Origin of the sequence: Allobosea sp. (assembly GCF_048595345.1) — a bacterium.
In the GTDB taxonomy this organism is placed as follows: Bacteria; Pseudomonadota; Alphaproteobacteria; order Rhizobiales; family Beijerinckiaceae; genus Allobosea.
In genome coordinates this window covers 1-23858 of sequence record NZ_JBMDWH010000029.1, presented here as the reverse complement: position 1 = coordinate 23858, position 23858 = coordinate 1, and the positions used below count along the sequence as shown (strand labels likewise).

Here is a 23858-nt window from a genome sequence, read left to right as displayed (position 1 = left end):
AGCTTCTTCTCGAAGACGAGGATGTAGGGGTCGTCGAGCTCGGCGACCATCTTCTCGGAGTTGGTGATGAAGTAGGGCGAGAGATAGCCGCGGTCGAACTGCATGCCCTCGACGACGTCGAGCTCGGTCTCGGCGGTCTTGGCTTCCTCGACGGTGATGACACCCTCGTTGCCGACCTTCTGCATGGCCTTCGAGATCATCTCGCCGACCGAGGAATCGCCGTTGGCCGAGATGGTGCCGACCTGGGCGACTTCGCCGTTGGAGGTGACCTTCTTGGCGTTCTTCTTGAGGTCCGAAACGATCGCCTCGACGGCGAGATCGATGCCGCGCTTCAGATCCATCGGGTTCATGCCGGCGGCAACCGACTTGGCGCCTTCACGGACGATCGCCTGTGCGAGCACGGTGGCGGTGGTGGTGCCGTCGCCGGCATGGTCGTTCTGACGGGACGCGACTTCGCGAACCATCTGGGCGCCCATGTTCTCGAACTTGTCGGCGAGCTCGATCTCCTTGGCGACGGTGACGCCGTCCTTGGTGATGCGCGGTGCGCCGAACGACTTCTCGATCACGACGTTGCGGCCCTTGGGGCCCAGCGTGACCTTGACGGCATTGGCGAGGATGTCGACGCCGCGCAGCATCTTGTCGCGCGCGTCGGAGGAGAACTTGACGTCTTTGGCAGCCATGAGAGCTACTCCTTAGATCGGGATTTCGGAAAACGGGGTCTCAGGCGATCAGCCGACGACGCCCATGATGTCGGATTCCTTCATGATCAGGAGATCCTGGCCGTCGATCTTGACCTCGGTGCCGGACCACTTGCCGAACAGGACTCGGTCGCCCTTCTTCACGTCGAGAGCGACGAGCTTGCCGGCCTCGTCACGAGCGCCCGGACCGACGGCGACCACCTCGCCCTCCTGGGGCTTTTCCTTGGCGGTCTCGGGGATGATGATGCCACCCTTGGTCTTCTCTTCGCTGTCCAGGCGGCGGACCACGACGCGGTCATGCAAAGGACGGAACTTCATGGTTCTGTCTTCCTCTCGGTCTTATTCGGTTCGGGCGCCACGAGGGCCCCGGGGAGGCTGTTAGCAGTCACCGGATCGGAGTGCTAACAGGTGCCGCGGAGATAGGACGGGGCGTGCGGAGAGTCAAGAATGAGCCGCGCGATAAAGTGAACGGCAGGGAGGCGGCAGGGCCGCGGACGCGACGGCAGCGAGGCGTCTTCGACCATGCCGAGATGGCGGAATGACGACAGCCGGCTCCGCCCGGCTGCTGCGCCCCAGAGGTAAGTCAGCTCCTCAGCGCCGGCTGACCGCCACCGCACCCGCCACGATCAGCACCGCACCGGCGAAGGTGGTGTAGAGCGGCACTTCGGCGAAGAAGACGAAGCCGAGCAGGCTCGCCCAGATCAGCGCGGTGTATTCGATCGCGGCGAGCTTCGCCGCCGGCGCCCGCGCATAGGCGGATGTGAGGAGCAGATGCCCGGCGACGCCGAGCACGCCGGCGAGGCCATAGGCCGCCAGATCGCGCCAACCCATCGGCTGCATCACCTGCCAGGCGGGGATCGCGAGCAGGATGGCCGGGCCGACCGCCTGGAAGGCGACGATCACGACGGGGTGCTCGCGTGTCGCGATGCGCCGCAGCAGGATCAGGTTGAAGGCGTAGCTCACGGCCGAGAACAGGGCCGCGGCCACGCCGAGCCCGGCGCCGCTGACATGTCCCTGCAGCCGCGGCCAGACCATGACGAGCATGCCCGCGAGCCCGAAGCCCAGCGCCTGCAGCACGCGGTTGTCGATCCTCTCGCGCAGCAGCAGCGCGCCCAGCAGCGCCACGAAGACCGGCGCCAGGAAGGAGAGCGTCAGCGCCTCGGCCAGCGGCAGGACCGAGATCGAGTAGAAGAAGCTGCCGGCCGTGAGGACGACCAGCGGAACCCGTATGAGATTTCCGGTCAGGCTCGCGCGGGTCGGTCGCGGCGGGCGCGCGATCGCCAGCACGAGAAGCGCCGCGAGCCCACCCATGGCGAAGCGCATGAATAGCGCCAGCAGGAAACCGTGCTGCTGCATCTGCCCCTTCACCACCGCATCCATGACGGTGAGGAGCGCGATGCCCAGCGCGGCCCGCAGCGCCGTGGTGAGGCTCACGAGGCGGGCCCCAGCGGCAGGCGGAAATGATACTCCCAGGTCTCTGAGGCGTCGGCCAGATAACGCTCGCCGGGCCAGCGGCGGAAGCCGAGCTTCTCGTAGAAGCGGTGGCCCCGCGCGAAGCGCGTATCCGACCACAGCATCATCTCGGCGAAGCCGCCCGCGCGCGCGAAACCAAGCGCCTCGGCAAACAGCGCCTGCGCCAGCCCGCTGCCGCGAAAGGCGGGGTCGGCATAGACCTTGGTGATCTCGATGGCGTTCTGCGCCGGCACCGGTGTCGCGCCCAGCGAGGCCGCGATGCCCCCACCCGGCGCATCGGCGACCCAGAGCCGGCCGCCCGTCGCCGAAAAGCTGCTTGCCGGGCTGCGCAGCTCCGGGAATTCGTCCCAGATGAAATGGCAGTTTGGGTATTCGGAGAAACTCGCCGCGATCAGTGCCGCCAGGGGCTCGGAATCGCCGTCGAGGGCAGGGCGAATGACGGGTAGGGCGGTCATGACGTGCCTGTAGGCACAATGGCGTCTTTCGCCTAGGGGTGCGCCGGCATCGGCGTATTCCGCCCATGCAAGGGCCTTCCGCGGGAGCCCGGCCCGGGCCCCTCTTGGAAACGGCGCGGACAGGCGGTAGGCCAGAATGAGCGCGGGGAGCGAGCCAGACCGGCTCGCGCCGCCATCGCCGGGCGAAACCAGCGTCGCATGACCCTCCTTGTGCCTTTCATGGTCAATGCCGGCGTCAATTTTGCGCTCGGCCTGCTGATCGCCGCCTTTCTGGGGCCGGCCGCCTTCGGCCTCTACGCCATCGCGGCAGCGACCGTCGTCCTGCTGGCGACGGCGGGGCTGGACTGGATCAAGCTCGCGGCGGTGCGCTTCTATTCGGCTCGCACGCGGGAGGCCGAGCCCGAAATCCGCGCCACGCTCGATCTCGTCTTCATCGGGGCCGCGCTGCTTTTATGCCTCGTCCCGGCAATCGTCGCCGCGGCGGGCTGGCGCATCGGCCTGCCTCCGGCGCTGCTGGCTGCGGCTGTGGCGGCCGGAATCGGCACCGGATGGTTCGAATATTACGGCGTGCTCGCGCGCGCCCTCTTCCTCGACCGGGTCTATGCCAGGCTGGTGCTCCTGCGTTGCGCGGTGGCCCTCGCGGTGATGGTCGGTCTCGCCTGGGCCACGCGGGAGCCGCTGCCGGTCGTGCTGGGCGGGCTCGCGGCGTCGCTGGTCGCGGTGCTGAGCGTGCGGGCCGCGCTCTCGGACGGGCCTTTGCGCCCTGCCACCTTCCGCCGCGACTGGGCCGGCGAGATCCTGCGCTACGGCCTGCCGCTGGTCGCGGGCAATGCCGTCTACTCACTGATCCCGCTGCTCAACCGCACCTGGCTGGCCGAAACCCACGGACTGGCCGAGGCGGGCTATTTCTCGCTCGCCTCCGATATCGGGCTGAAGCTCTTCGGCACGCTGGCGACGACGGTCGAGATCCTGGCGCTGCGCCATGTGCTGCGCCTGGACGAGATTTCGGGGCGGGCCGCGGCGCTGGCCCAGATCGGCCGCAACATCGTTCTGGCCCTCGCGGTGGTGCTTCCGGCGGCAGTGGGGCTCTGGCTGGTGCTGCCGGCTTTCGAGAAGCTCGTGGTGCCCATGGCTTTCCGGGGGCATTTCGCTGCGGATATGGCGCTGCTGCTCCCGGGCTTCGCGGCGCTCGCCGCGTTCCAGGCGGCGCTCGCTCCGGTCTTCCTGCTCGACAAGCGCACGCTCGCGACGACCCTGATGGCGCTTCTCGCCTTGGCGCTGAACCTCCTTCTGCTGGTGCTGCTGGCGCCAGGGCATGGGGCCGGCACTGCACCTGTGGCCCAGAGCGCGGCGCTCGTCGCGGTGATGCTGCTCGGCGCGGCGCTGGTTCTGCCCCGGCTGCCGGAGGCGCCTCCGCTGCGTGATACCGCCATCGTGCTCCTTGCGACGCTGGCCATGGCGGCGCTGCTCTGGCCCCTTCAGGGCCGCTTCGCCCCGGCGATCGAGCTGCCGCTGCAGATCCTGCTCGGCGCAGGCATCTATCTCGGCTTCGTGCTCGGCTGCGATGTCGGCGGCTGGGGTCGGCTTCTGCTGGCACGGTTGCGGAGCCGTCGGCGTCTGCGTTGATGCGCCCTTAACCCTGCCTCTTCGGCACCCGCTAAGGTTAATGCAACGAATGTGAGCCTTCGCACGTTGCTGCGGCACTCACCGCCCCCGCGATTCACCTTTTGCTGTCGCTTCCCTCCCCAGCATGCGCGGACCGATGCCCGAGAGAGTTGCCTCATGCGTCCCGCCCGCCTTCTGCCGCTCCTCACCTGCCTCGGCGCGCTCGCGCTGGCCCGGCCCGTCCTCGCCCAGGGTTACGGCTATGCGCCGCAGCAGGACCCGATGATGCAGGCGGCGCAGAGCCGCTACGGCCAGCCGCGCTCCGGCTATGGCGGCGGCTTCATCGAGATGGTGATGACCGGCCGCGACCCGACCCCCTATGGCCGCGCCGGCGCCGTCTACAACCGCCCCGGCGGCTATGCCTACGGCCAGAGCGTCGGCGCGCCCGTCGGCTACGAGGCCGATCCCTTCGAGAGTCGCAGCCGCCCGCGCGCGCTGCGGCAGGAGGCGTCACTCGGCGAGCCGCTCGCCCCGCAGGGCGGCATCCAGGCGGTGGTCGATCCGCGCTTCCGCAAGCAGGAGGTCGCCTATGACGGCCCGCACAAGCCGGGCACGATCGTGATCGACACCCCGCAGAAGTTTCTCTACCTCGTGCAGCCCGGCGGCCGGGCGGTGCGTTATGGCATCGGCGTCGGGCGCCCCGGCTTCTCCTGGGCCGGCGTCAAGACGATCACCCGCAAGGCCGAATGGCCGAGCTGGACGCCGCCGGCCGAGATGCTCAAGCGTCGGCCCGATCTGCCGCGCTTCATGGCCGGTGGCCCGGAAAACCCGCTCGGCGCCCGCGCGCTCTATCTCGGCTCCACGCTTTATCGCATCCACGGCACCAACGAGCCCAACACGATCGGGCGCGAGGTCTCATCGGGATGCATTCGCATGACCAATGACGATGTCGTGGACCTCTACGGACGGGTCGGTGTCGGCGCCAGGGTCGTGGTGATGTGACGGCGCGGGCCGCGCTGTCCTACGAGCTTCCGATCAGAATACCCGTCGCCAGCACCAGAAGGCCGCCCAGCACGATCTGCACGATCGCGGAGGTGAAGGGCGTCTCCATGTAGCGGTACCGCACCCAAGCGATCACGATCAGCTCGATGGCGACGATGATGCCTGCGACGGCCGTTGCCAGCCAGAAATCCGGGATCAGATAGGGCAGCGTATGGCCCAGCCCGCCGATCGCGGTAGCGAGGCCGCAGGCGGCGCCGCGCACCCAGGGATGACCGCGCCCGGTGACGAGCCCGTCATCCGACAGCGCCTCGGTCAGGCCCATGCTGATGCCGGCGCCGATCGAGGCGGCCAGACCCACCACGAAGGCGTTCCAGGAATCATGCGTCGCGAAGGCGGCGGCGAAGATCGGCGCCAGCGTCGAGACCGAGCCGTCGATCAGCCCCGCCAGCGCCGGCTGCACGATCTGGAGCACGAACAACCGCTTGCGCGTCTCCTCCTCCTCATCCGCCGCTCCGGAGGTCTTGAGCTCCTCGCCGAGCTGTTCCGCCCTGCTCTCATGGCCGCGCTCTTCCTCCGCCAGATCGGCGAGCAGCTTGCGCGTGCCAGTGTCGTGCGAGCGTTCGGCGGCGCTGGCATAGAAGCGGCTGGCCTCCACCTCCATCAGCGCGACATGGCGGCGCGCGGCATCGAGCTGGAGATCCTCGTGCAGCCAGATCGGGTTCCGCTTCAGGAAGCCCTTGACGTCCTGGCGCGTGATCAGCGGCAATTCCTGGCCGAAACGACTCTCATAGAGCGAGAGCAGACGGTGCCGGTGCCCGTGCTCCTCAGCCGCCATATCCTCGAACATCTTCGCCGAATGCGGATAGTTACCACGCAGGCGCTGGGCGAAGGTCAGATAAATGCGCGCATCCTCCTCCTCGCTGGCGATGGCCAGCGCCAGAATTTCGGCCTCGCCGAGTTCGTCGAACCGCTTCATGCCAGATATCCTAGATTAGAATAATTCCAATCTAGAACGTCTCTGCTGAAAGGGGAAGGGGACACCCAAAAAAATACCCGCCTCGGAGGAGGCGGGCATCGTGACTGTCGCTGGAGCTTTGGACTGCGGAGGGACTGGTCGTCACACCCAGCTGTCGTCGTCGCCGCCTCCGTCGAAGCTGCTGTCGTCATAGCCCTGGTCGTAATTCGCCTGGTCGAGACCGGGGCTGTCATCCTGACCCGAGCCGCGCGAGCTGTCGGAGGCCTGATCGACCCGCGCCTGATCGCCGGCACCCTTGTCATAGGCGGCCTGGTCCTGCGCGCCTTCGGCATAGGCTGCCTGCTGGCTGGCCGCGCCATTGCCCGAGCCGAAGCCGCCGACCGAATTGGCGAGGCTGCTGGCGCCGTGCGACGCGCCGCTGAACGCATTCGTCAGCACGCTGCCGAGCATCATGCCGCCGGCGACGCCAGCGGCCGTGGTCAGCGCGCTGGCCATGAAGCCGCTGCCGCGACCGGCCGGTTGAGGCGCCTGCTGCGGCTGGTTCGCCCAGGGACTGGGAGCCGGAGCCGGCTGGGGCTGGCCATAGCCTTGCTGCTGGGGCGCATAGCCCTGCGGCTGCGCCGGCTGCATGTTCCAGGCCGAAGAGGGCTGGGCGTCGGCCCTCTGCGGGATCGGCGGCACCGAACCGGCCCGCGGCTGGGCTGGCGCCCCGCCGAAGATGCCGGAGAGGAACCCGCCAGCAGCCGGTGCAGGCTCGGCCGCCTTGGCCTGCAACTCGCGCAGCTGAGCCTGCAGGCTCTCGACCTGCTGGTGCAGATTGGCGACCGCCTGCTCCTGGACATAGATGGACTGCGCCATCGCATAGGGCGCATAGGGCTGCTCGCGCAGCCGCTCCGCGATGAAGGCTTCGGCTTGCGGGTCGCGGGGCTGATTGGCGGCCTGCTTGAGCCGATCGAAAATCCCGGCGATCACGTCGCGTTCCTGCGGCGTCATCGTCATCTCCTCTCGTTGCGCGGCGCTGAAGTGCCGCAAGGAGAGAAGTGGGTGGGTCCTGTGACGGTATCAAGGCGCGGCCGATGCCGCGCCCTGCAAAATCGTCGGCCTGACCGGGCCGGTCTTCAATAGGTCGGAACGAAATCGTCCTCGTCGGCCGGCGGAGCCTCGTCCGCATCCATGCGCTGCAGCGTGCCGCGGTTGAGCACGAGCACATTGGTGCCGGTGGGCACGCGGCCATAAAGGTCGATGATGTCCTGGTTGAACAGGCGGATGCAGCCGGACGACACCGACTTGCCGATCGACCACGGCTCGGAGGTGCCATGGATGCGATACATCGTGTCGCGGCCGTTCTGGTAGAGGTAGAGGGCGCGCGGGCCGAGCGGGTTGTCGAGGCCGCCCTGCATGCCGCCGGCCCAGGGGCCGTTCTTCTTGGGGTCGCGGCGAATCATGTCCGGCGTCGGCGTCCAGCGCGGCCACTCCGCCTTGCGCTGCACGGTGGCCCGCCCGCGCCAGGACATGCCCTGCTTGCCGACGCCGATGCCATAGCGGATCGCCCTGCCGCCGGGCTGGACGAGATAGAGGAAGCGGTTGTCGGTATCGACGACGATGGTGCCCGGGTGCTCGCTCGTCCGGTAATCCACCACCTGACGCAGGAACTTCGGGTCTACCTCCGAAATATCGGTCTCCGGCAGCGGGAACTTCTCGTTGGGCTTCTCGCCATACATCTCGAGATATTCCGGGCTGATGGCGTAGCGGCCGCGCGGCTGCTGCACCTCGAACGGCTCCTGGCGGCGGCTGACGCAGGCTGCCAGCAGCAGCGGCGTCATCGCGGCGAAAAGACGCCGCGTCGGGCGGGCGAGAGGCGAGGCGTTCGGCATATCGGAGGACATTGAGAAACAGCTCTGTTCAAATGCGGGCGATGACTAACGGGAATGCGGGGTCACGGTTCCCTGCGCCCCTGCGTCATGCGTTTCAAGATGGGCGGGATGGCCACGGCGCGGATTTGATGTGGCGGAAACATGGCCGACATCCGGTGTTGCCCTGGCGCAACGATCCCCACGGGAGCAGGAGGGCTCAGCTCTCGTCGGCTCGCATGCCGGCCATCAGGCCCAGCCTCTCCCGCGAGAACCAGCGGCCGAGCATCAGCGCGGCGACGATGGCGAGCGCGATCGCCAGACCGATCCAGATGCCCCGCCCGGCGAGCGGCGTCAGGAAGCCGAGCGCGGCCGAGAGCGGCAGCCCGATCGCCCAATAGCCGACCCCGGCGAAGATCATCGGCACGCGCGTATCGCCCAACCCGCGCAGGATCGAGGAGCCGACGACCTGCGCGCCGTCGGCGAGCTGGAAGATCGCCGCGAACAGCAGGAAACTCATGGCGAGCTGTGCGACCTCCGCCGCGCCGGGGCGGCTCTGGTCGAGGAAGGGCGTGACGAGCAGACCGGGCGCCAGCAGCATCAGCAGCGCCGTCAGCGCCATGAAGCCGAGGCCGAGCACGATCGCCACCGCCCCGGCACGCCGCACTCCGTCGCGATCCCCGGCGCCGAAGGCGCGCCCGACCCTGACCGTCCCGGCCTGGCCGATACCGAGCGGCACCATGAAGGTCAGCGAGGCGATCTGGATCGCGATCGCATGGGCCGCGAGCGGGGTGGCGCCGAGAAGCCCCATCAGGAAGGCCGCCCCGTTGAACACCACGACCTCGAAGGCGACGGTGACGCCGATCGGAAAGCCGATGCGCCAATAGGCCCGGTAGCGCGGCCAATCCGCAACCCAGAAGCGGCCGAACAGACGGTAGCGCCGAAAGCGCCGGTCGAGCGTCACCACGAGTGCCAGGCCCAGGAACATCAGCAGCGAGGCCATCGACGTCGCAAGCCCCGAGCCCGGCAGCCCCAGCGCCGGAAAGCCGAGATGGCCGAACATCAGGCACCAATTGGCGAAAGCGTTGAAGGGCAGGGCCAGCAGCACGACGAGCATCGCCCAGCGCGGCCGCTGCAGCGAGGCGACGAAGCCGCGCAGGCCGAGATAGAAGAAGAACGGCAGCAGACCCCATTGCAGGGTGCTCAGATAGGAGGCCGCCATGCGCGCCAGCACCGGATCCTGCCCGAGCCCGAGCAGGATCGCCTCGGCCTGCCAGAGCACGAGCCACATCGGCAGCGCCATTGTCACCGCCGCCCAGAAGCCCTGCCTCACCGTGCGGCGGACCTCCCGCACGGCATGGCGGTTCCTGCCCAGCTCGATCGCCGTCATCGGCGAGACCGCCGCCATCACCCCGATTCCGAAGATCAGGAACGCCATGTAGAGATTGCCGCCGAGCGCGCCCGCCGCCAGGGCCTGCGGACCGAGATGGCCCATCATCACCACATCCGTCGCGGTCATCGCCGTCTGCGCGACATTGGTCAGCACGAGCGGCCAGCCGAGCGTCAGCATGGCGAGCGCTTCCGCCAGCCAAGGCCGGCGCGCGGTGGCGCTCGGCGAGGCGGAGTCTGGCGCGAGAATAGGCAGGTCGATCGACATGGGACGCCGCTTCTAGCCCGCGCGCGCCTCGCGGGACAGCCATCCTGCGCGCGCAGGCAGATGCGTGCCGGACGGGTCGACAAGCCGCGAGGCGGCCTGCATCTTGCGTCGCCGGATGGGGAGATCACGGATATGAGCACCAATCTGCGGATCGACGGGGCACGGCTGACCGCGAGGCTCGCGGAGCTGGCCGCGATCGGCGCGACACCCGAAGGCGGCTGCCGCCGCCTGGCTCTGACCGACGAGGACCGGCAGGGGCGCGACTGGCTGGTGAATCAGCTCGAGGGCCTGGGCCTCGATATCCGCATCGACGCGATCGGCAATATCGTCGGCATCCTCAAGGGCCAGGAGGACGGCCCGGCCGTCATCATGGGCTCGCATATCGACACGGTCGGCACTGGCGGGCGCTATGACGGGGCGCTCGGCGTCGTCGCGGGGGTCGAGGTGCTGGCGGCTTTGCGCGATGCCGGGCTCGTGCCGAAGCGCGACCTCGCCGTGATCGCCTTCACCAACGAGGAGGGCGCGCGTTTTCACCCCGACATGCTCGGCTCCTATGTCTGGGCCGGCGGCATGAGCGTCGCGGCGGCCCATGCGGAGGTCGATTCGGACGGCGTCGGGCTCGGCGCCGAGCTGAAGCGCATCGGCTATGAAGGCGCCGAGCAGCCGGGCTTCCTGCCCGCCCATGCCTATCTGGAATATCACATCGAGCAGGGCCCGGTGCTGGAGAACGAGGGCGGCGGCATCGGCGCCGTCACCGGCATCCAGGCGATCGTCTGGCTGGAGTTGACCCTGAAGGGGCGCCCAAGCCATGCGGGCACCACACCGATGGCCTATCGCAAGGATCCGGGGCTCGCCGCGGCCCGCATCGCCATCTTCGCCAACGAACTGACGAAGACGATCCCCGGGCAGCTGGCCAATATGGGCGTGATCCGGGTTCAGCCGGCCAACGTCAACGTCGTGCCGGAGACGGTGACGATGACGCTCGATCTGCGCAATCCGGACGATGCTTCGCTCGCCCGCGCAGAGGAAGCGGTGCGGAGCTTCTGCGCCGAGCTGTCGGTGCGCGACGACATCGCGATCTCCTTCCGCGATCTCGCGCGCTTTCCGGCGACGCCCTTCGCCGAGCCGCTGATCGCCGAGGTCGAGCGCAGCGCGGCGGAATTCGGCTTGCCGGTGCGCCGCATGATCTCCGGAGCCGGCCATGACGCGCAGATGATGTCGCGCATCTGCCCGACGGCGATGATCTTCATTCCCTCCATCGGCGGGCTGTCGCACAACCCGGCCGAGTTCAGCACGGAGGACGACATCGTCGCGGGCGCCAACGTGCTGCTGAGCGCCGCCTGGCGCCTCGCCAACGCCTGAAGGACGATCCCATGACCGCCATCCCCTCGCTTTCGGCCGCCGAGCTCGGCCCGCTCTATGCCAGCCGCGAGCTGTCCCCCGTCGAGGTCGCCAAGGACGCTCTGGCGCGGATCGAGCGCTTCGAGCCTCAGATCAATGCTTTCGTGCTGCGGGACGAGGCCGTGACGCTCGCCATGGCCGAGGCCTCGCAGACGCGCTGGCTCAAGGGCGATCCGCTCGGCCCGCTGGACGGCGTGCCGGTGACGATCAAGGACAACATCGCCATTGCCGGCTGGCCGATGCGGCGCGGCTCGGCGCTGGCCTCGGATACGCCCTCGTCCGAGGACTCACCGGCGAGCGCGCGGCTGCGCGAGGCCGGAACCGTCTTTCTCGGCAAGACGACGATGCCGGAATATGGCTGGAAGGGCGTGGGCGACTCGCCGCTTTCCGGCATCACCCGCAACCCCTGGAACACCGGAACCGGGCCGGGCGGCTCCTCGTCCGGCGCCGCCGCCTGCGCCGCGCTCAATCTCGGCTGCATCCATATCGGCACGGACGGCGCCGGCTCCGTGCGCATCCCCGCCGCCTTCACCGGCGTCGTCGGCTTGAAGCCCAGCTATGGCCGCGTTCCGGCCTGGCCGATCTCGACCATGGGCTTTCTCGCGCATCTGGGGCCGCTCACCCGTACCGTGACCGACACCGCTCTGGCGATGAAGGTGATCGGCCAGCCGGACGAGCGCGACATGACTGCGATGACCGGCCGCCCGCCGGATTTCGTCGATGGGCTGAAGGGCGGCCTGCGCGGCCTTCGCGTCGCCTGGTCGCCGAAGCTCGGCCTTGACGTGCCGGTCGATCCCGAGATCGCCGCGCTCACACAGGCGGCTGCGAACATCTTCGCCGAACTGGGTGCCACGGTGGAGGAGGCCGAGCCGGGCTTCGCCGATCCGATCGAGACGCTGACGACGCTCTGGGCCGCGGGCGCTGCCCTGGCCTTGCGCGGCGTCGATGCGCAAGGCCGCGGGCGCATGGATCCCGGTCTCGTCGCGGTGGCCGAGCATGGCGAGCGGATTTCCTCGGCGGCTTATGTCGATGCGCTCCTGAACCAGCGCAACGCGCTCGCGCTGGTGATGGCGCGCTTCCATGCGCGCTATGACCTGCTGCTCACCCCGACCCTGCCGCTGCCGGCCTTCGAGGTCGGCCGCAACACGCCGGCCCATGGCGCCTATGGTGAGGACTGGACGCGCTGGACGCCCTTCACCTACCCCTTCAACATCACCCAGCAGCCGGCCGTCTCGGTGCCCTGCGGCCTTACCTCCGGCGGGTTGCCGGCCGGGCTGCAGATCGTCGGCGCTTTCGGCAAGGATGCTCTGGTGCTCCGCGCCGCGGCGGCTTTCGAGCAGGCCCGCCCCTTCGAACGGGTCGATGAGCCGATCAAATCGGTTTAATCCCGCTTTTTTCAAGCTTCGCCTTTATCGGGCAGCAATCGGGGTAAGGGGCCGGATTCCGGCCCCTTTTGGCGTTTGGCACGAAGCGTGCAGACGCGCACCGGGTCTCGGAGAGGCGCCGGAGCGTGTTGTCAGGCGGGATTTTTCTGCCCAAACTCGCGCCAAGGCTGCCCGCTCAGAGGCCGTCATCGCAGGGGAGTGACAGATGGATCGCAGGACGTTTCTGAAATCCGCCACCGGGGCCGGCCTCGCCGCCGCGACAGGCGGGCTCGCCATGCCCGCACTGGCTCAATCGGCCAGCAAGACCTTGCGGTTCGTGCCCCAGGCAAACCTCGCCAATTTCGACCCGATCTGGGGCACGCAATATGTCGTGCGCAACGCAGCCGCCCTGGTCTGGGATACGCTCTACGGCGTCGATTCCAAGTTCCAGCCGCAGCGCCAGATGGTCGAGAGCGAGGAGGTGTCCTCCGATGGCCTGACCTGGACGTTCAAGCTGCGCTCGGGCCTGAAATTCCATGACGGCTCGCCGGTGACCTCGAAGGACGTGGTCGCCAGCCTCGCGCGCTGGTCGGCCCGCGACCCGATGGGGCTGATGCTGCGCGCGATCCAGGTGGAGCTGGCGCCGGTCGACGAACTGACCTGGAAATGGGTGCTCAAGGAGCCCTATCCCAAGATGCTGCTGGCGCTGGCCAAGAACAACGCGCCCTGCACCTTCATCATGCCCGAGCGCATCGCCAAGACCGACCCCTTCACCCAGATCACGGAATATATCGGCTCCGGCCCGATGAAGTTCCTGAAGAGCGACTGGGTGCCGGGCGCCAAGGCGGTGTTCGAGAAATTCGCCGACTACAAGCCCCGCAGCGAAAAGCCCGACTGGCTCGCCGGCGGCAAGACCATGCTGGTCGATCGCATCGAATGGGTCATCATTCCCGACGCCGCGACCGCCGCTGCCGCCCTGCAGAGCGGCGAGGTGGACTGGTGGGAGACCCCGCTCGCCGACCTCGTGCCGACGCTGCGCAAGCACAAGGATATCAGCGTCGATATCGGCGATCCGCTCGGCAATATCGGCGCCTTCCGCATGAACCACCTGTTCCCGCCCTTCAACAATCAGAAGGTTCGGCAGGCCGTGCTGACGGCACTGAATCAGGAAGATTACATGCGTGCCGTCGTCGGCGACGACGACAAGCTCTGGAAGTCGCTGCCCGGCTTCTTCACGCCCGGCACCCCGCTCTACACCGAGCAGGGCGGCGAGATGCTGAAGAAGCGCAATGTCGCCGAGGCCAAGAAGCTGCTGGCCGAATCCGGTTACAAGGGCGAGCCGGTCGTCTGCGTCGTCGCGCAGGACATGGCGGCGACCAAGTCGATGGGCGACGTCACCGCCGAGTTGCTCAAGAGCATCGGCCTGAAGGTCGATTTCGTCGCGACCGACTGGGGCACGGTCGGCGCCCGCCGCGCCCAGAAGACCCCGCCGGACCAGGGCGGCTGGAGCATGTTCCACACCTGGCATGCCGGGGCCGACTGCGTGAACCCGGCCTCCTACACCGCGATCCGCGCCAATGGCGACAAGGCCTGGTTCGGCTGGCCGAACGTGCCGGCGGTCGAGACCGAGGTGACGAACTGGTTCAAGGCCAAGGATCTCGCCGAGGAGAAGGCGGTCATTGGCCGGCTCAACCAAGCGGCGGTCGAAAATGTCGTGTTCGCGCCGACCGGCTTCTACCTGAGCTACCAGGCCTGGCGGAAGAACGTCTCGGGCGTCACCAGCGGCCCGCTGCCGGTCTTCTGGGGCGTCAGCAAGGCCTGACCCCACAGGGTCCGGCGCGGGCGCGCTGCCCGCTCCGGCCGCGAAGTTGCACGCTTCGCCTTTCACGAAAGGCGGGGCCCGCACGACGACGGGCCCCGCAACGGTCTTTCAAAGAAGGTAATCGCCGCTCATGCTTGCATTCGTCGTCAGACGGATCGTCACCACCATCCCGGTGATGGCGTTCGTTGCGCTTTTCGTCTTCTCGCTGCTCTATGTCGCGCCCGGCGATCCTGCCGCGATCATCGCGGGCGATCAGGCCTCTCCCGCCGATGTTGAGCGCATCCGCGCCAGCCTCGGCCTCGACCGGCCCTATCTGGTGCGCTTCGGCGAATGGACCTGGCGGGTGATCCAGGGCGATCTGGGCACGTCGATCTTCACCAACCTGCCGGTGACCGAACTGATCCGCCAGCGCATCGAGCCCACCCTGTCGCTGATGGTGCTGACGCTGATCTTCGCCGTGGTGATCGCGGTGCCGATGGGCGTCATCGCCGCCTGGAAGGCGGGAACCTGGATCGACAAAGGTGCCATGGCCTTCGCCGTCTTCGGCTTCTCCGTGCCCGTCTTCGTCGTCGGCTACCTGCTGGCCTGGATTTTCGCGCTCCATCTCGAATGGCTGCCGGTGCAAGGCTACACCCCCCTCGCCAACGGTGTCTGGCCCTGGTTCAAGAACCTCATCCTGCCGGCGGTGACGCTGGGCCTGGTCTATATCGCGCTGATCGCGCGCATCACCCGCGCCACCATGCTCGAGGTGCTGCAGCAGGATTATGTCCGCACCGCGCAGGCCAAGGGCGTGGCGCAGAAGGACGTGCTCTTTCTGCATTCGCTGAAGAACGCCGCGGTGCCGGTCGTCACCATCATCGGCATCGGCATCGCCCTGCTGATTGGCGGCGCGGTCGTGACCGAGAGCGTCTTCGCCATCCCCGGCCTCGGCCGCCTCACCGTCGATGCCATCCTGCGGCGCGACTATCCCGTCATCCAGGGCGTCGTGCTGATGTTCAGCCTGGTCTACGTGCTCGTGAACCTGCTGATCGACCTCACCTACACCCTCGTCGACCCGCGGATCCGGTATTGACCATGTCAGCTCCCGCCACCTCCGCTTCCGCGCTGCCCGCCGCCGCCGAGCCGGTGAAGCCCGCCGCGCCCGGCTCCGCCGCGCGCTTCTGGCGCTATCTGCGCCGCCACCCCTCCGTCGCCGTGGGCGGCGGCCTGCTCGTATTGATGGCGCTGGTGGCGATCTTCGCCCCGCTGCTGGGCACCGTCGACCCGACGGCGATCTCTCCCGCGCGACGGACACGCGTGCCCTCCGAGCTGTATTGGTTCGGCACCGACATGCTGGGGCGGGACGTCTATTCGCGCGTGATCTACGGCGCGCGCGTCTCGCTGGTGGTCGGCTTTGCCGTCGCGGTCTTCGCCTCTGTGGTGGGTCTGGCCATCGGCCTCGTCGCCGGCTTCGTACGCTGGTCGGACGGCATCATCATGCGGATCATCGACGGCATGATGTCGATCCCGCCGATCCTGCTCGCCATCGCCTTGATGGCGCTGACCCGCGGCTCCATCGGCAACGTCATCGTCGCCATCACCATCGCCGAGATTCCGCGCGTGGCGCGCCTCGTGCGCGGCGTCGTGCTCTCGCTGCGCGAGCAGCCCTATGTCGAGGCGGCGGTGGCCAACGGTGCCCGCGTTCCGCGCATCATCTTCCGCCACATCCTGCCCAACACCTTCGCGCCGATGAGCGTGCAGGCCACCTATATCTGCGCCAGCGCCATGATCGTGGAAGCGATCCTCTCCTTCATCGGTGCCGGCGTGCCGCCCTCCACCCCCTCCTGGGGCAACATCATGGCCGAGGGCAGGGCGCTCTGGCAGGTGAAGCCGCATATCATCATGTTCCCCGCCATCTTCCTCTCGATCACCGTGCTGGCCGTGAACCTCCTCGGCGACGGGCTGAGAGACTCGCTCGACCCCAGGATCGCGAAAAGGCTGTGACCCGATCGCGGCCGCGCCCTCCGGCGCGGCCCGTCCTGCCGGCGAAGCAACCCTTGCCCCCCACTGCCGCTGCTTGACGCCGAAGCCACCCGCTCCGAGCCTGCCGCGGCTCGCTCGTCACGATCCCACGCACATTCAGCACGCTGCGGAAAGCCAGCCATGACCCATGATCTGATCCTCAAGGGCGCTCGCGTCATCGACCCGTCGCAGAAGCATGACGGCGTCATCGATGTCGCCTTCGCAGACGGCAAGGTCTCTGGCTTCGGACAGGATCTGAAGGGGGCCAGGGAAACCCGCGACCTCTCGGGCTACATCCTGACGCCAGGGCTCATCGACCTGCACACCCATGTCTATTGGGGCGGCACCTCGCTGGGCATCGACGCCGACGAGTTCTGCCGCATGTCTGGCGTCACCACCTCGGTCGATACCGGCTCGGCCGGGCCTGGCAACTGGCCGGGCTTCCGCAAGCATGTGATCGAGCAGAGCCAGGCCCGCATCCTCGCCTATCTCCATGTGTCCCATGCGGGCATCTACGGCTTCGACCATCGCGTCATGGTCGGCGAGAGCGGCGACATGCGCCTGATGAACCCGATCGATTGCGCCGAGGTCGCCGACAGGAACCGCGACCTGATCGTCGGCATCAAGGTCCGCGTCGGCCTGCACGCCTCGGGCGACCAGGGCACCAAGCCGCTCAACGTGGCGCTGCAGGTGGCCGAGGAGGTCGGTATGCCGCTGATGTGCCATATCGATCATCCGCCGCCATCCTATGAGGAGGTCATCGCCATGCTGCGGCCGGGCGATGTGCTGACCCACGCTTTCCGCCCCTTCCCGAATGCCCCCTGCACGGCACAGGGCACCGTGAAGCCGGAGGTGGTGGCGGCCCGCAAGCGCGGCGTCATCTTCGACATCGGCCACGGCAAGGGCTCGTTCTCCTTCAAGACGACGCGCGCCATGCTCGCCAACGGGTTCGAGCCGGATGTGATCTCCTCGGACGTTCACAAGCTCTGCATCGAGGGCCCGGCCTACGACCAGGTCACCACCATGTCGAAATTCCTCTGCATGGGGATGAGCCTCGGAAACGTCGTCGCCGCCTCGACCGTCAATGCCGCCATGGCCCTAAAGCGGCCCGAATACGGCTCGCTCAAGGTCGGCTCGCTCGGCGATGCGACGGTGCTCACCGTCAAGGAGGGTAAGTTCGACTATGTCGACGTCGTCGGCGAGCACCTGACCGGCGACCGCAAGATCGTTTCGGAGGGCGTCGTGCTGAAGGGCAAATGGTGGCACCCGAAGCGGACGAACAAATTCCCGAAGGCGGCAGGCTGAGTCGCAGAGTGGATGCGGTCGGAAACCCCGGCGTCATCCCGGACAAGCGGCGAAGCCGCGCCGCTCCGCGACCCATCGGAGGGCTCCGGCGCTCTTCGATGGATCCCGGAGCTCCGCTTCGCTGCGTCCGGGATGACTCGCGCTTTTCGACGAGCCGCCAGTCACGCCGGGAACCGTGATGCCAAAGGCCAGCTGGCGCCCCATGACCGCCGCCGACCTGCCGGCCGTCATGGCGATCGCCGCCGCCGTCCATCCGGCCTATCCGGAGGACCATGCGGTCTTCGCCGAGCGCCTGCGCCTCTTTCCCGAAGGCTGCCTGCTGCTCGACGGGCCGGAGGGTCTGCTCGGCTATCTCGTGAGCCACCCCTGGGATTGCGCCGCGCCGCCGGCGCTGGACAGCCTGCTGGGGGTGCTGCCGGCGCGGCCCGGCTGCTTCTACATTCACGACCTCGCGCTCCTGCCGGCTGCGCGAGGCAGCGGGGCGGGCAGCGCGGCCGTCACGGCCGTAGCCGATCTTGCGCTGCGCTCCGGCCTGCCTTGCCTGGCGTTGGTCGCCGTCGCCGGTTCGTCCGGCTTCTGGCAGCGCCATGGCTTTCGCGAACGGAATGTTCCTGCTCTTGCGGCGAAGCTCGCGAGCTATGACGATGCCGCCCTCTATCTCGAACGCCCGCTCGGCCCTGATGGGCCGAACTGAACCGAAGCCATCCGAAAACGGAGACGACGCCGATGAGCGCAGAACAGAAACTCGCGGAGCTGGGTCTCACGCTTCCCGCTGTCGTGGCGCCTATGGCGAATTACGTCCGCTTCAAGAAGGTCGGCGATCTCGTCTTCCTGTCGGGGCAGGGGCCGCGCCATCCGGACGGCTCGATTCCGAACGGCAAGGTCGGCCAGGAGTTCACCACCGAGCAGGCCTATGAGTTCGCCAAGAACACGGGCCTTGGTCTGCTGGCGGCGATGAAGGAAGCGGCCGGTTCGCTCGACAAGGTCGAGGTGGTGAAGCTGCTGGGCATGGTCAACGCCGTGCCGGAGTTCGGCGACCAGCCGAAGGTGATCAATGGCTGTTCCGACCTGCTCGTGGCGGTGCTCGGCGAGAACGGCCGCCATGCCCGCTCGGCGGTCGGCATGGGCTCGCTGCCAGGCAATATGCCGGTCGAGATCGAGGCGATCATCCGGGTGCTGCCGTGAGCGTGACCGCGACCACATCGCCCTCGCTCGACGCGAAGGCGGCGACGCCGCTCGCGGCCGAGATCGCGCGTGTCTTCGGCACGCCGGCCGTCGTGATCGACCTCGACAAGGTCGAGGCCAATATCGCCCGGCTTCAGGCCACCTGCGACGCGGCAGGGGTCGCCAACCGCCCGCATATCAAGACGCACAAATCGCCGGAGCTTGCGCGCCTCCAGATCGAGGCCGGCGCGCGGGGCATCACCTGCCAGAAGCTCGGCGAGGCCGAGGTGATGGCAGATGGCGGCATCGACGACATCCTGATCAGCTACAACATCCTCGGCGAGGAGAAGCTCGGGCGCCTCGGCGCACTTCAGCGCCGCGTGCGGATGATCGTCGCCGCCGACAACCCCGTCACCATCTCGGGCCTGCCCCGCGCTGCCGAGATCGCCGGGCGCGACCTCGAGGTCGTCGTCGAATGCGACACAGGCCGAAAGCGCGCCGGCGTCGAGACGCCGGGCGAGGCCGTCGAGCTCGCGAAGATGATCGCCGCCTCGCCGGGGCTCACCTTTGCCGGCTTCCTGATGTATCCGCCGGAGGATGGCTGGGAGCGCACACAGATCTTCCTCGACACCGCCAAGGCCGGTCTCGCCGATGCGGGGCTGGAAGCCGGCATTGTCTCCACGGGTGGCTCGCCGAATCTGCCGAACATCGGCAAGCTCAAGGGCTCGACCGAGCATCGCTCCGGCACCTCGATCTTCAATGACCGCATGCAGATGGCGGCCGGCGTCGCCTCGCTCGAGGACTGCGCGCTGACCGTCTATGCGACGGTGGTGAGCCGCGCCGGCGCCGATCGCGGCATCCTAGATTCCGGCTCCAAGACCCTGACGAGCGATACCGGCGGCCTGGAGGGCCATGGGCTGATCCTCGAATACCCCTCCGCCCGCATCGCCCAGTTCGCCGAGGAGCACGGCTTCCTCGATCTTTCCGGCTCCAACGAGCGGCCGGTGGTCGGCGAGATCGTGCGCGTGGTCCCGAACCATGTCTGCGTCGTGGTCAACATGGTCGACCGGCTGGTCACCGTGCGTGGCGACAGGCTGATCGGCGAGTTGCCAGTGGCGGCACGCGGCAAGCTGACCTGACCGCGGTCAGTTCTGCGAGATTTTGGAGCCCCGGAGCGAGAGATCGGCGCTGCTTTTGGCGTCGATCCTGCCGCTCGCCTTCAGCGTGATGTCGCGCCCGTCCAGCATGGTGTTGCCGTCCTTCTTGAGGCTCAGGGCGGCGGCACCGGACTTGACGGACACGCCATCGCCGGCGACGAGTTCGACGGTTTTTCCGCTATTCGCCTCGAAGCGGGAAAAGGCCGAGAGCGCCACCGCATTGCCGGTGAGCGAAAGCCCCTGCATGGTCCGCAAGGTGAGCGTGCTCTGCGCCTGCAACTCCAGCATGCCGCCCGATTTCAACGTGAAAGGACCGGCGGCGCTCAGGCTCAAGGCGCCGCTGCTGCGCAGGGTCACCCCGCTCGGCCCGACCTCGATGACCTGCCTCAGGGCCTCGACCTGCGCTTCCAGCGTCGCAATCCGGCGCAGAAGCGCCTCCGTTTCCGATGCCATACCCAGCCCCCGCCTGCGTCCAGCCGGAGCATCGGGCGGAAACGGCCAATGCACAAGCCTCGCACGCTCGCCCCGCGCCGCAGCCGGGCTTGACCGGTCTTCTCCTGCGAAGCCAGTGCGGACTAGGACTGCGGATGCCGCGCGTTCCACGCCGCCGCATACTCCGCGCAAAGCCGGTCGAGCTCCGCCCGGTCCGTCACGCCAGCCGGCCGCGCGCGCGAAGGCGAGGCCTGCTGGAACGGCACCGCGCGCTGATGCGCCACGCGCCAGAGCCGGCGCAGCTCGGCGAGCGGATCGGTGTGGTCGTCGACGCGGATGTCGAGGCTGGGCACCGGCTCGCCGGACCAGATGCGGATCGCGGCGGATTGCCGGCCACGCTTGTCGCCGCCCGCTTTCTCGCCGGCTTCCAGCGCCACCAGCAGCCTTTCGTCGAAATCCAGCGCCGAGGCCGCGACATAGGCCTTCAGCGTCTCCTGCACCACTTCGGGACCTGCGAGCATGTTCCCCGCCACGGAGATCTGCGGCCCGTCCACCGCGCCGCACCAGTCGATGCAGGCGGCGCCGGTATGGGCGGCGATCTTGCCGTCGCGGTCGATGACATGGAGCTGGCGATGCGCGCGGCCCTCATCGGCCGCAGTCAGCGCCGCGACGATCTCGAGCGCCGAGCGGCCTTCCTGCAGAAGCCTGAGGCCATCCACGCCATAGAGCGGATTGACGAAGGCCTGCGTCGCGATCGCCCCGACGCGCCCGCCGCCATAGGGCACGCGCGCGCCGACGGCGAAGGCGCAGGTGGAGACGGCGACGCCGAAGGCGCCGGTGGCGGCATCACGCGCGACGATGGACCAGGTCATTCGGCATGCCCTCAGCGGCCGGCGGCATAGGCCTGCATCAGACGCGGCGTCGCGGCCGCGCGCAAGAGGCCGTCATCGCTGCGCTCCGCGGCGGTGAGACGCCCCACCGTCCAGGCCGGCGCTTTCTCGACCTTGTGGCCGCGACGTTCCAGCTCGGCGAGAGCGGCGGCACCGATGCTCTCCTCAACCATGAGATGGCCCGGACGCGAGCCGCGCGGATAGAAGGAGGAGGGGCAATGCTGCGTGTGGAACAGCGGCAAATCGATCGCCTCCTGCAGGTTGAGGCCGTGATGGACGCGGCGCAGGAAAAGCCCGAGCTGCCATTGCTCCTGCTGGTCGCCGCCCGGTGTGCCGAAGGCGAGGCGCGGCTCGCCGTTCTCGAAGGCGAGGGTCGGCGTCAGCGTCGTGCGCGGGCGCTTGCCCGGCGCCAGCGAGGCCGGCAGCCCTTCCTCCAGCCAGAACATCTGTGCGCGCGAGTTGAGCGGGAAGCCGAGTTCCGGAATGACGGGCGAGGATTGCAGCCAGCCGCCGGACGGCGTCGCCGCGATCATGTTGCCCCATTTGTCGATGACGTCGATATGGACCGTGTCGCCCTTGCGGCCCGCCGCGACCATCGAGGCCATGGTCGGCTCGCCGACGGCGGCGCTGACCGAACCCGGCTGCTGCACCGCGCCGAGCGCCTTCATCGCCCGCGCCACCTGCTCCTCATAGCCCGGCACGATGCCGGGCCTCAGCTCCAGCGAAGCCTGCTCGCCGATCAATCCGCGCCGGCCGGCCGCGTAATCGGCCGAGAGCAGCGTCGCCAGCGGCACCTGCACGAAATCCGGATCGCCGTAATAGGCCTCGCGATCGGCGAAGGCGAGCTTCATGGCCTCGGTGACATGGTGGACGAATTCGGGGCTCGCCGGCCCCATGCCGGCGAGGTCGATCCCTTCCAGGATCTTCAGCGTCTGCAGGAAGACCGGGCCCTGGCCCCACGGGCCGATCTTGTGCACCTCCCAATCATGGTAGCGCACCGAAGCGGGCGCCTCGTAGCTCGGCTGCCAGCGCGCCATGTCGTCTGCGGTGAGCAGGCCCTTGTGACGCCGGCCCGACGAATCCATCACCTCCTGCGTGCGGCAGAAGCGGTCCATCGCCTCGGCGACGAAGCCCTTGTACCAGGCGTCGTAGGCCGCCTGGATCTGCTTCTGCCGGTCGGAGCCGGCGGCTTCCGCCTCGTCGAGAATGCGCCGATAGGTGGCGGCGGCCGCCTTGTTGGCGAAGAGTTTGCGCGCTTCAGGCACGTTGCCGCCCGGCAGATAGACCGCGCCGGAGCTCGGCCATTCGCCGGTGAAGAGATCGGTGAGCTCGCGGATCGAATCCGAAACGCGCGGCAGCATCGGATGCCCGTTCTCGAAATAGCCGATCGCCGGCTCCAGCACCTCGCGCAGCGTCAGCCGGCCGTGGTCGCGCAACAGCGTCATCCAGCCGCCGAAGGCGCCGGGAACGACCGTCGCGAGCAGGCCCGACCCCGGAATGAGGTCGAGGCCGAGGTCTTTGTAGGCTGCGATCGTCGCCGCCTGCGGCGCCGGCCCCTGCGCGCAGAGCACCTCCACCTTCTTCGTCTCGGCCGAATAGAACACCGCGGGCATGTCACCGGCCGGGCCGACCAGATGCGGCTCGACGACCTGCAGCACGAAGGCGGCGGCGGCACAGGCGTCGAAGGCATTGCCGCCCTTTTCGAGCATGGCCATGCCCGACGCGGTGGCGAGCCAATGCGTCGAGGTGACGACGCCGAAGGTGCCGAGGATCTCGGGGCGGGTGGTGAACATGGGCGTTTCCTGAAGACCTAGTTTTCTTTCGGATCGAGCGCGTCGCGCAGGCCGTCGCCGAGCAGGTTGAACCCGAGGACGCACAGAAAGATGCAGACGCCCGGCGCCACCGACATCCACGGCGCCTGCTCCATGAAATTCTTCGCGACGTTCAGCATCTGGCCCCATGACGGTGCCGGCGGCTGCTGGCCGAGGCCGAGGAAGGAGAGCGCAGCTTCGAGGATGATCGCCTGCGCCATGAACAAAGTCGATTGCACCACGATGGGGGACAGGGTGTTGGGCAGGACATGGCGGAACATCAGGCGCAGATCGCGCGCACCGACCGACCGCGCGCCCTCGACGAAATCCTCCGCCTTCACGCTCATCACCTGCCCGCGTACGAGCCGGATGAAGATCGGTACCGCCGACAGCCCGATCGCGATCATCGCATTGGTCAGCGAGGGGCCCAGCACCGCGGCGAAGGCGATGGCGAGGATCAGGAAGGGGCAGGCCAGCATCGCCTCGGTGAAGCGCGAGATCACGATGTCGGTCCACCCGCCATACCAGCCGGCGACGAGGCCGAAGGGGATGCCGATGGCGAGGGCGATCAGCACGGAGACGATGCCCGCGAGAAGCGAGGCGCGCGCCCCGAAGAACAGGCGCGTGACCTGATCGCGCCCCAGCTCGTCCGTGCCGAACCAGTAAAGCTCCGAGGGCGGCTTGCGGATGGCGAGGAAATTCGACTTGAACGGGTCCGCCAGCGGCAGGATGGGGGCCAGAACCGCCATTAGCACGAAGACCAGCACGAGGCTGCCGCCGATCAGCGCCGATTTG

General features: G+C 68.2%; 23 protein-coding genes. 11 read left to right on the top strand and 12 right to left on the bottom strand.

Going from position 1 to position 23858, the window contains the following annotated elements; translation table 11 throughout:
• The 4 genes from groEL to ACOJTB_RS03900 form a co-directional block, all read right to left on the bottom strand.
• Positions 1 to 680 (bottom strand): chaperonin GroEL (gene groEL / locus ACOJTB_RS03915; protein WP_420101210.1); only part of this gene is annotated, 680 nt, incomplete at its 3' end.
• A gap of 48 nt (positions 681 to 728) precedes the next feature.
• Positions 729 to 1016: a co-chaperone GroES gene (gene groES / locus ACOJTB_RS03910; protein ID WP_291652266.1), complete on the bottom strand. Its 288-nt coding sequence runs from the start codon at positions 1014 to 1016 to the stop codon at positions 729 to 731.
• Positions 1017 to 1289: 273 nt separating this feature from the next.
• Entirely contained in the window at positions 1290 to 2132 is an 843-nt protein-coding gene (locus ACOJTB_RS03905; RefSeq protein WP_420101209.1) for a DMT family transporter, read from the bottom strand.
• Positions 2129 to 2626 carry a GNAT family N-acetyltransferase gene (locus tag ACOJTB_RS03900; RefSeq protein ID WP_420101208.1) on the bottom strand — a complete coding sequence of 166 codons (498 nt, stop codon included), beginning with the start codon at positions 2624 to 2626 and terminating at the stop codon, positions 2129 to 2131. The genes ACOJTB_RS03905 and ACOJTB_RS03900 overlap by 4 nt, the downstream gene beginning before the upstream one ends.
• Positions 2627 to 2824: 198 nt before the next feature.
• On the opposite strand from ACOJTB_RS03900, the gene ACOJTB_RS03895 reads away from it, so the two are divergent.
• Together ACOJTB_RS03895 and ACOJTB_RS03890 are read left to right on the top strand one after the other, a co-directional pair.
• The gene (locus tag ACOJTB_RS03895) at positions 2825 to 4252 is read left to right on the top strand and encodes a lipopolysaccharide biosynthesis protein (protein ID WP_420101207.1); all 1428 of its coding nucleotides are present in this window, start codon (positions 2825 to 2827) and stop codon (positions 4250 to 4252) included.
• Between the two features lie 156 nt (positions 4253 to 4408).
• On the top strand, positions 4409 to 5233 hold the full coding sequence (locus ACOJTB_RS03890; RefSeq protein WP_420101206.1) for a L,D-transpeptidase: 825 nt from the start codon (positions 4409 to 4411) through the stop codon (positions 5231 to 5233).
• A gap of 19 nt (positions 5234 to 5252) precedes the next feature.
• Here ACOJTB_RS03890 and mbfA read toward each other — a convergent pair whose 3' ends face one another.
• The 4 genes from mbfA to ACOJTB_RS03870 form a co-directional block, all read right to left on the bottom strand.
• Positions 5253 to 6209, bottom strand: a complete 957-nt coding sequence (gene mbfA / locus ACOJTB_RS03885) for an iron exporter MbfA (RefSeq protein WP_420101205.1) — start codon at positions 6207 to 6209, stop codon at positions 5253 to 5255.
• 141 nt (positions 6210 to 6350) lie between these two features.
• Complete coding sequence (locus tag ACOJTB_RS03880; protein WP_420101204.1) at positions 6351 to 7202, bottom strand: DUF2076 domain-containing protein; 852 nt, start codon at positions 7200 to 7202, stop codon at positions 6351 to 6353.
• 125 nt (positions 7203 to 7327) lie between these two features.
• Positions 7328 to 8032, bottom strand: a complete 705-nt coding sequence (locus ACOJTB_RS03875; RefSeq protein WP_420101211.1) for a L,D-transpeptidase — start codon at positions 8030 to 8032, stop codon at positions 7328 to 7330.
• A 247-nt stretch (positions 8033 to 8279) separates the two neighbouring features.
• The gene (locus ACOJTB_RS03870) at positions 8280 to 9716 is read right to left on the bottom strand and encodes an MATE family efflux transporter (protein ID WP_420101203.1); all 1437 of its coding nucleotides are present in this window, start codon (positions 9714 to 9716) and stop codon (positions 8280 to 8282) included.
• Between the two features lie 132 nt (positions 9717 to 9848).
• Here ACOJTB_RS03870 and ACOJTB_RS03865 point away from each other — a divergent pair, with 132 nt between their 5' ends.
• From ACOJTB_RS03865 to ACOJTB_RS03825, 9 genes are all read left to right on the top strand, one after another.
• On the top strand, positions 9849 to 11078 hold the full coding sequence (locus tag ACOJTB_RS03865) for a M20 family metallo-hydrolase (RefSeq protein ID WP_420101202.1): 1230 nt from the start codon (positions 9849 to 9851) through the stop codon (positions 11076 to 11078).
• A gap of 11 nt (positions 11079 to 11089) precedes the next feature.
• Complete coding sequence (locus tag ACOJTB_RS03860; RefSeq protein ID WP_420101201.1) at positions 11090 to 12502, top strand: amidase; 1413 nt, start codon at positions 11090 to 11092, stop codon at positions 12500 to 12502.
• A 205-nt stretch (positions 12503 to 12707) separates the two neighbouring features.
• On the top strand, positions 12708 to 14303 hold the full coding sequence (locus ACOJTB_RS03855) for an ABC transporter substrate-binding protein (protein ID WP_420101200.1): 1596 nt from the start codon (positions 12708 to 12710) through the stop codon (positions 14301 to 14303).
• 130 nt (positions 14304 to 14433) lie between these two features.
• A complete protein-coding gene (locus tag ACOJTB_RS03850; RefSeq protein WP_420101199.1) occupies positions 14434 to 15375 on the top strand; it encodes an ABC transporter permease in 942 nt (313 codons plus the stop codon).
• Between the two features lie 2 nt (positions 15376 to 15377).
• The gene (locus tag ACOJTB_RS03845; protein ID WP_420101198.1) at positions 15378 to 16286 is read left to right on the top strand and encodes an ABC transporter permease; all 909 of its coding nucleotides are present in this window, start codon (positions 15378 to 15380) and stop codon (positions 16284 to 16286) included.
• A gap of 159 nt (positions 16287 to 16445) precedes the next feature.
• Positions 16446 to 17609, top strand: coding sequence for an amidohydrolase/deacetylase family metallohydrolase (locus ACOJTB_RS03840; protein WP_420101197.1), 1164 nt, complete (start codon positions 16446 to 16448; stop codon positions 17607 to 17609).
• 202 nt (positions 17610 to 17811) lie between these two features.
• A complete protein-coding gene (locus ACOJTB_RS03835; RefSeq protein WP_420101196.1) occupies positions 17812 to 18303 on the top strand; it encodes a GNAT family N-acetyltransferase in 492 nt (163 codons plus the stop codon).
• Positions 18304 to 18335: 32 nt separating this feature from the next.
• Positions 18336 to 18794 (top strand): RidA family protein, encoded by a 459-nt coding sequence (locus ACOJTB_RS03830; RefSeq protein ID WP_420101195.1) that lies wholly within the window; start codon positions 18336 to 18338, stop codon positions 18792 to 18794.
• A gap of 2 nt (positions 18795 to 18796) precedes the next feature.
• On the top strand, positions 18797 to 19912 hold the full coding sequence (locus ACOJTB_RS03825; protein WP_420101194.1) for an alanine racemase: 1116 nt from the start codon (positions 18797 to 18799) through the stop codon (positions 19910 to 19912).
• A 6-nt stretch (positions 19913 to 19918) separates the two neighbouring features.
• On the opposite strand, the gene ACOJTB_RS03820 is transcribed toward ACOJTB_RS03825, so the two are convergent.
• From ACOJTB_RS03820 to ACOJTB_RS03805, 4 genes are all read right to left on the bottom strand, one after another.
• Positions 19919 to 20383, bottom strand: coding sequence for a hypothetical protein (locus tag ACOJTB_RS03820; RefSeq protein WP_420101193.1), 465 nt, complete (start codon positions 20381 to 20383; stop codon positions 19919 to 19921).
• Positions 20384 to 20505: 122 nt separating this feature from the next.
• Complete coding sequence (locus tag ACOJTB_RS03815) at positions 20506 to 21234, bottom strand: DUF1028 domain-containing protein (protein ID WP_420101192.1); 729 nt, start codon at positions 21232 to 21234, stop codon at positions 20506 to 20508.
• An 11-nt stretch (positions 21235 to 21245) separates the two neighbouring features.
• A complete protein-coding gene (locus tag ACOJTB_RS03810; RefSeq protein ID WP_420101191.1) occupies positions 21246 to 23045 on the bottom strand; it encodes a gamma-glutamyltransferase family protein in 1800 nt (599 codons plus the stop codon).
• Between the two features lie 17 nt (positions 23046 to 23062).
• On the bottom strand, positions 23063 to 23858 hold a 796-nt coding region (locus ACOJTB_RS03805), incomplete at its 5' end, for an ABC transporter permease (RefSeq protein WP_420101190.1).

Excerpts from the sequence above, each read along its gene's own strand:
- ACOJTB_RS03855 (WP_420101200.1), top strand. The coding sequence starts at position 12,708 with ATGGATCGCAGGACGTTTCTGAAATCCGCCACCGGGGCCGGCCTCGCC.
- ACOJTB_RS03870 (WP_420101203.1), bottom strand. The coding sequence starts at position 9,716 with ATGTCGATCGACCTGCCTATTCTCGCGCCAGACTCCGCCTCGCCGAGC.
- ACOJTB_RS03835 (WP_420101196.1), top strand. The coding sequence starts at position 17,812 with ATGACCGCCGCCGACCTGCCGGCCGTCATGGCGATCGCCGCCGCCGTC.
- ACOJTB_RS03860 (WP_420101201.1), top strand. The coding sequence starts at position 11,090 with ATGACCGCCATCCCCTCGCTTTCGGCCGCCGAGCTCGGCCCGCTCTAT.
- groES (WP_291652266.1), bottom strand. The coding sequence starts at position 1,016 with ATGAAGTTCCGTCCTTTGCATGACCGCGTCGTGGTCCGCCGCCTGGAC.
- ACOJTB_RS03815 (WP_420101192.1), bottom strand. The coding sequence starts at position 21,234 with ATGACCTGGTCCATCGTCGCGCGTGATGCCGCCACCGGCGCCTTCGGC.
- ACOJTB_RS03900 (WP_420101208.1), bottom strand. The coding sequence starts at position 2,626 with ATGACCGCCCTACCCGTCATTCGCCCTGCCCTCGACGGCGATTCCGAG.
- ACOJTB_RS03820 (WP_420101193.1), bottom strand. The coding sequence starts at position 20,383 with ATGGCATCGGAAACGGAGGCGCTTCTGCGCCGGATTGCGACGCTGGAA.
- ACOJTB_RS03810 (WP_420101191.1), bottom strand. The coding sequence starts at position 23,045 with ATGTTCACCACCCGCCCCGAGATCCTCGGCACCTTCGGCGTCGTCACC.
- ACOJTB_RS03880 (WP_420101204.1), bottom strand. The coding sequence starts at position 7,202 with ATGACGCCGCAGGAACGCGACGTGATCGCCGGGATTTTCGATCGGCTC.
- ACOJTB_RS03845 (WP_420101198.1), top strand. The coding sequence starts at position 15,378 with ATGTCAGCTCCCGCCACCTCCGCTTCCGCGCTGCCCGCCGCCGCCGAG.
- ACOJTB_RS03850 (WP_420101199.1), top strand. The coding sequence starts at position 14,434 with ATGCTTGCATTCGTCGTCAGACGGATCGTCACCACCATCCCGGTGATG.
- mbfA (WP_420101205.1), bottom strand. The coding sequence starts at position 6,209 with ATGAAGCGGTTCGACGAACTCGGCGAGGCCGAAATTCTGGCGCTGGCC.
- ACOJTB_RS03875 (WP_420101211.1), bottom strand. The coding sequence starts at position 8,032 with ATGACGCCGCTGCTGCTGGCAGCCTGCGTCAGCCGCCGCCAGGAGCCG.
- ACOJTB_RS03865 (WP_420101202.1), top strand. The coding sequence starts at position 9,849 with ATGAGCACCAATCTGCGGATCGACGGGGCACGGCTGACCGCGAGGCTC.
- ACOJTB_RS03895 (WP_420101207.1), top strand. The coding sequence starts at position 2,825 with ATGACCCTCCTTGTGCCTTTCATGGTCAATGCCGGCGTCAATTTTGCG.
- ACOJTB_RS03840 (WP_420101197.1), top strand. The coding sequence starts at position 16,446 with ATGACCCATGATCTGATCCTCAAGGGCGCTCGCGTCATCGACCCGTCG.
- ACOJTB_RS03890 (WP_420101206.1), top strand. The coding sequence starts at position 4,409 with ATGCGTCCCGCCCGCCTTCTGCCGCTCCTCACCTGCCTCGGCGCGCTC.
- ACOJTB_RS03830 (WP_420101195.1), top strand. The coding sequence starts at position 18,336 with ATGAGCGCAGAACAGAAACTCGCGGAGCTGGGTCTCACGCTTCCCGCT.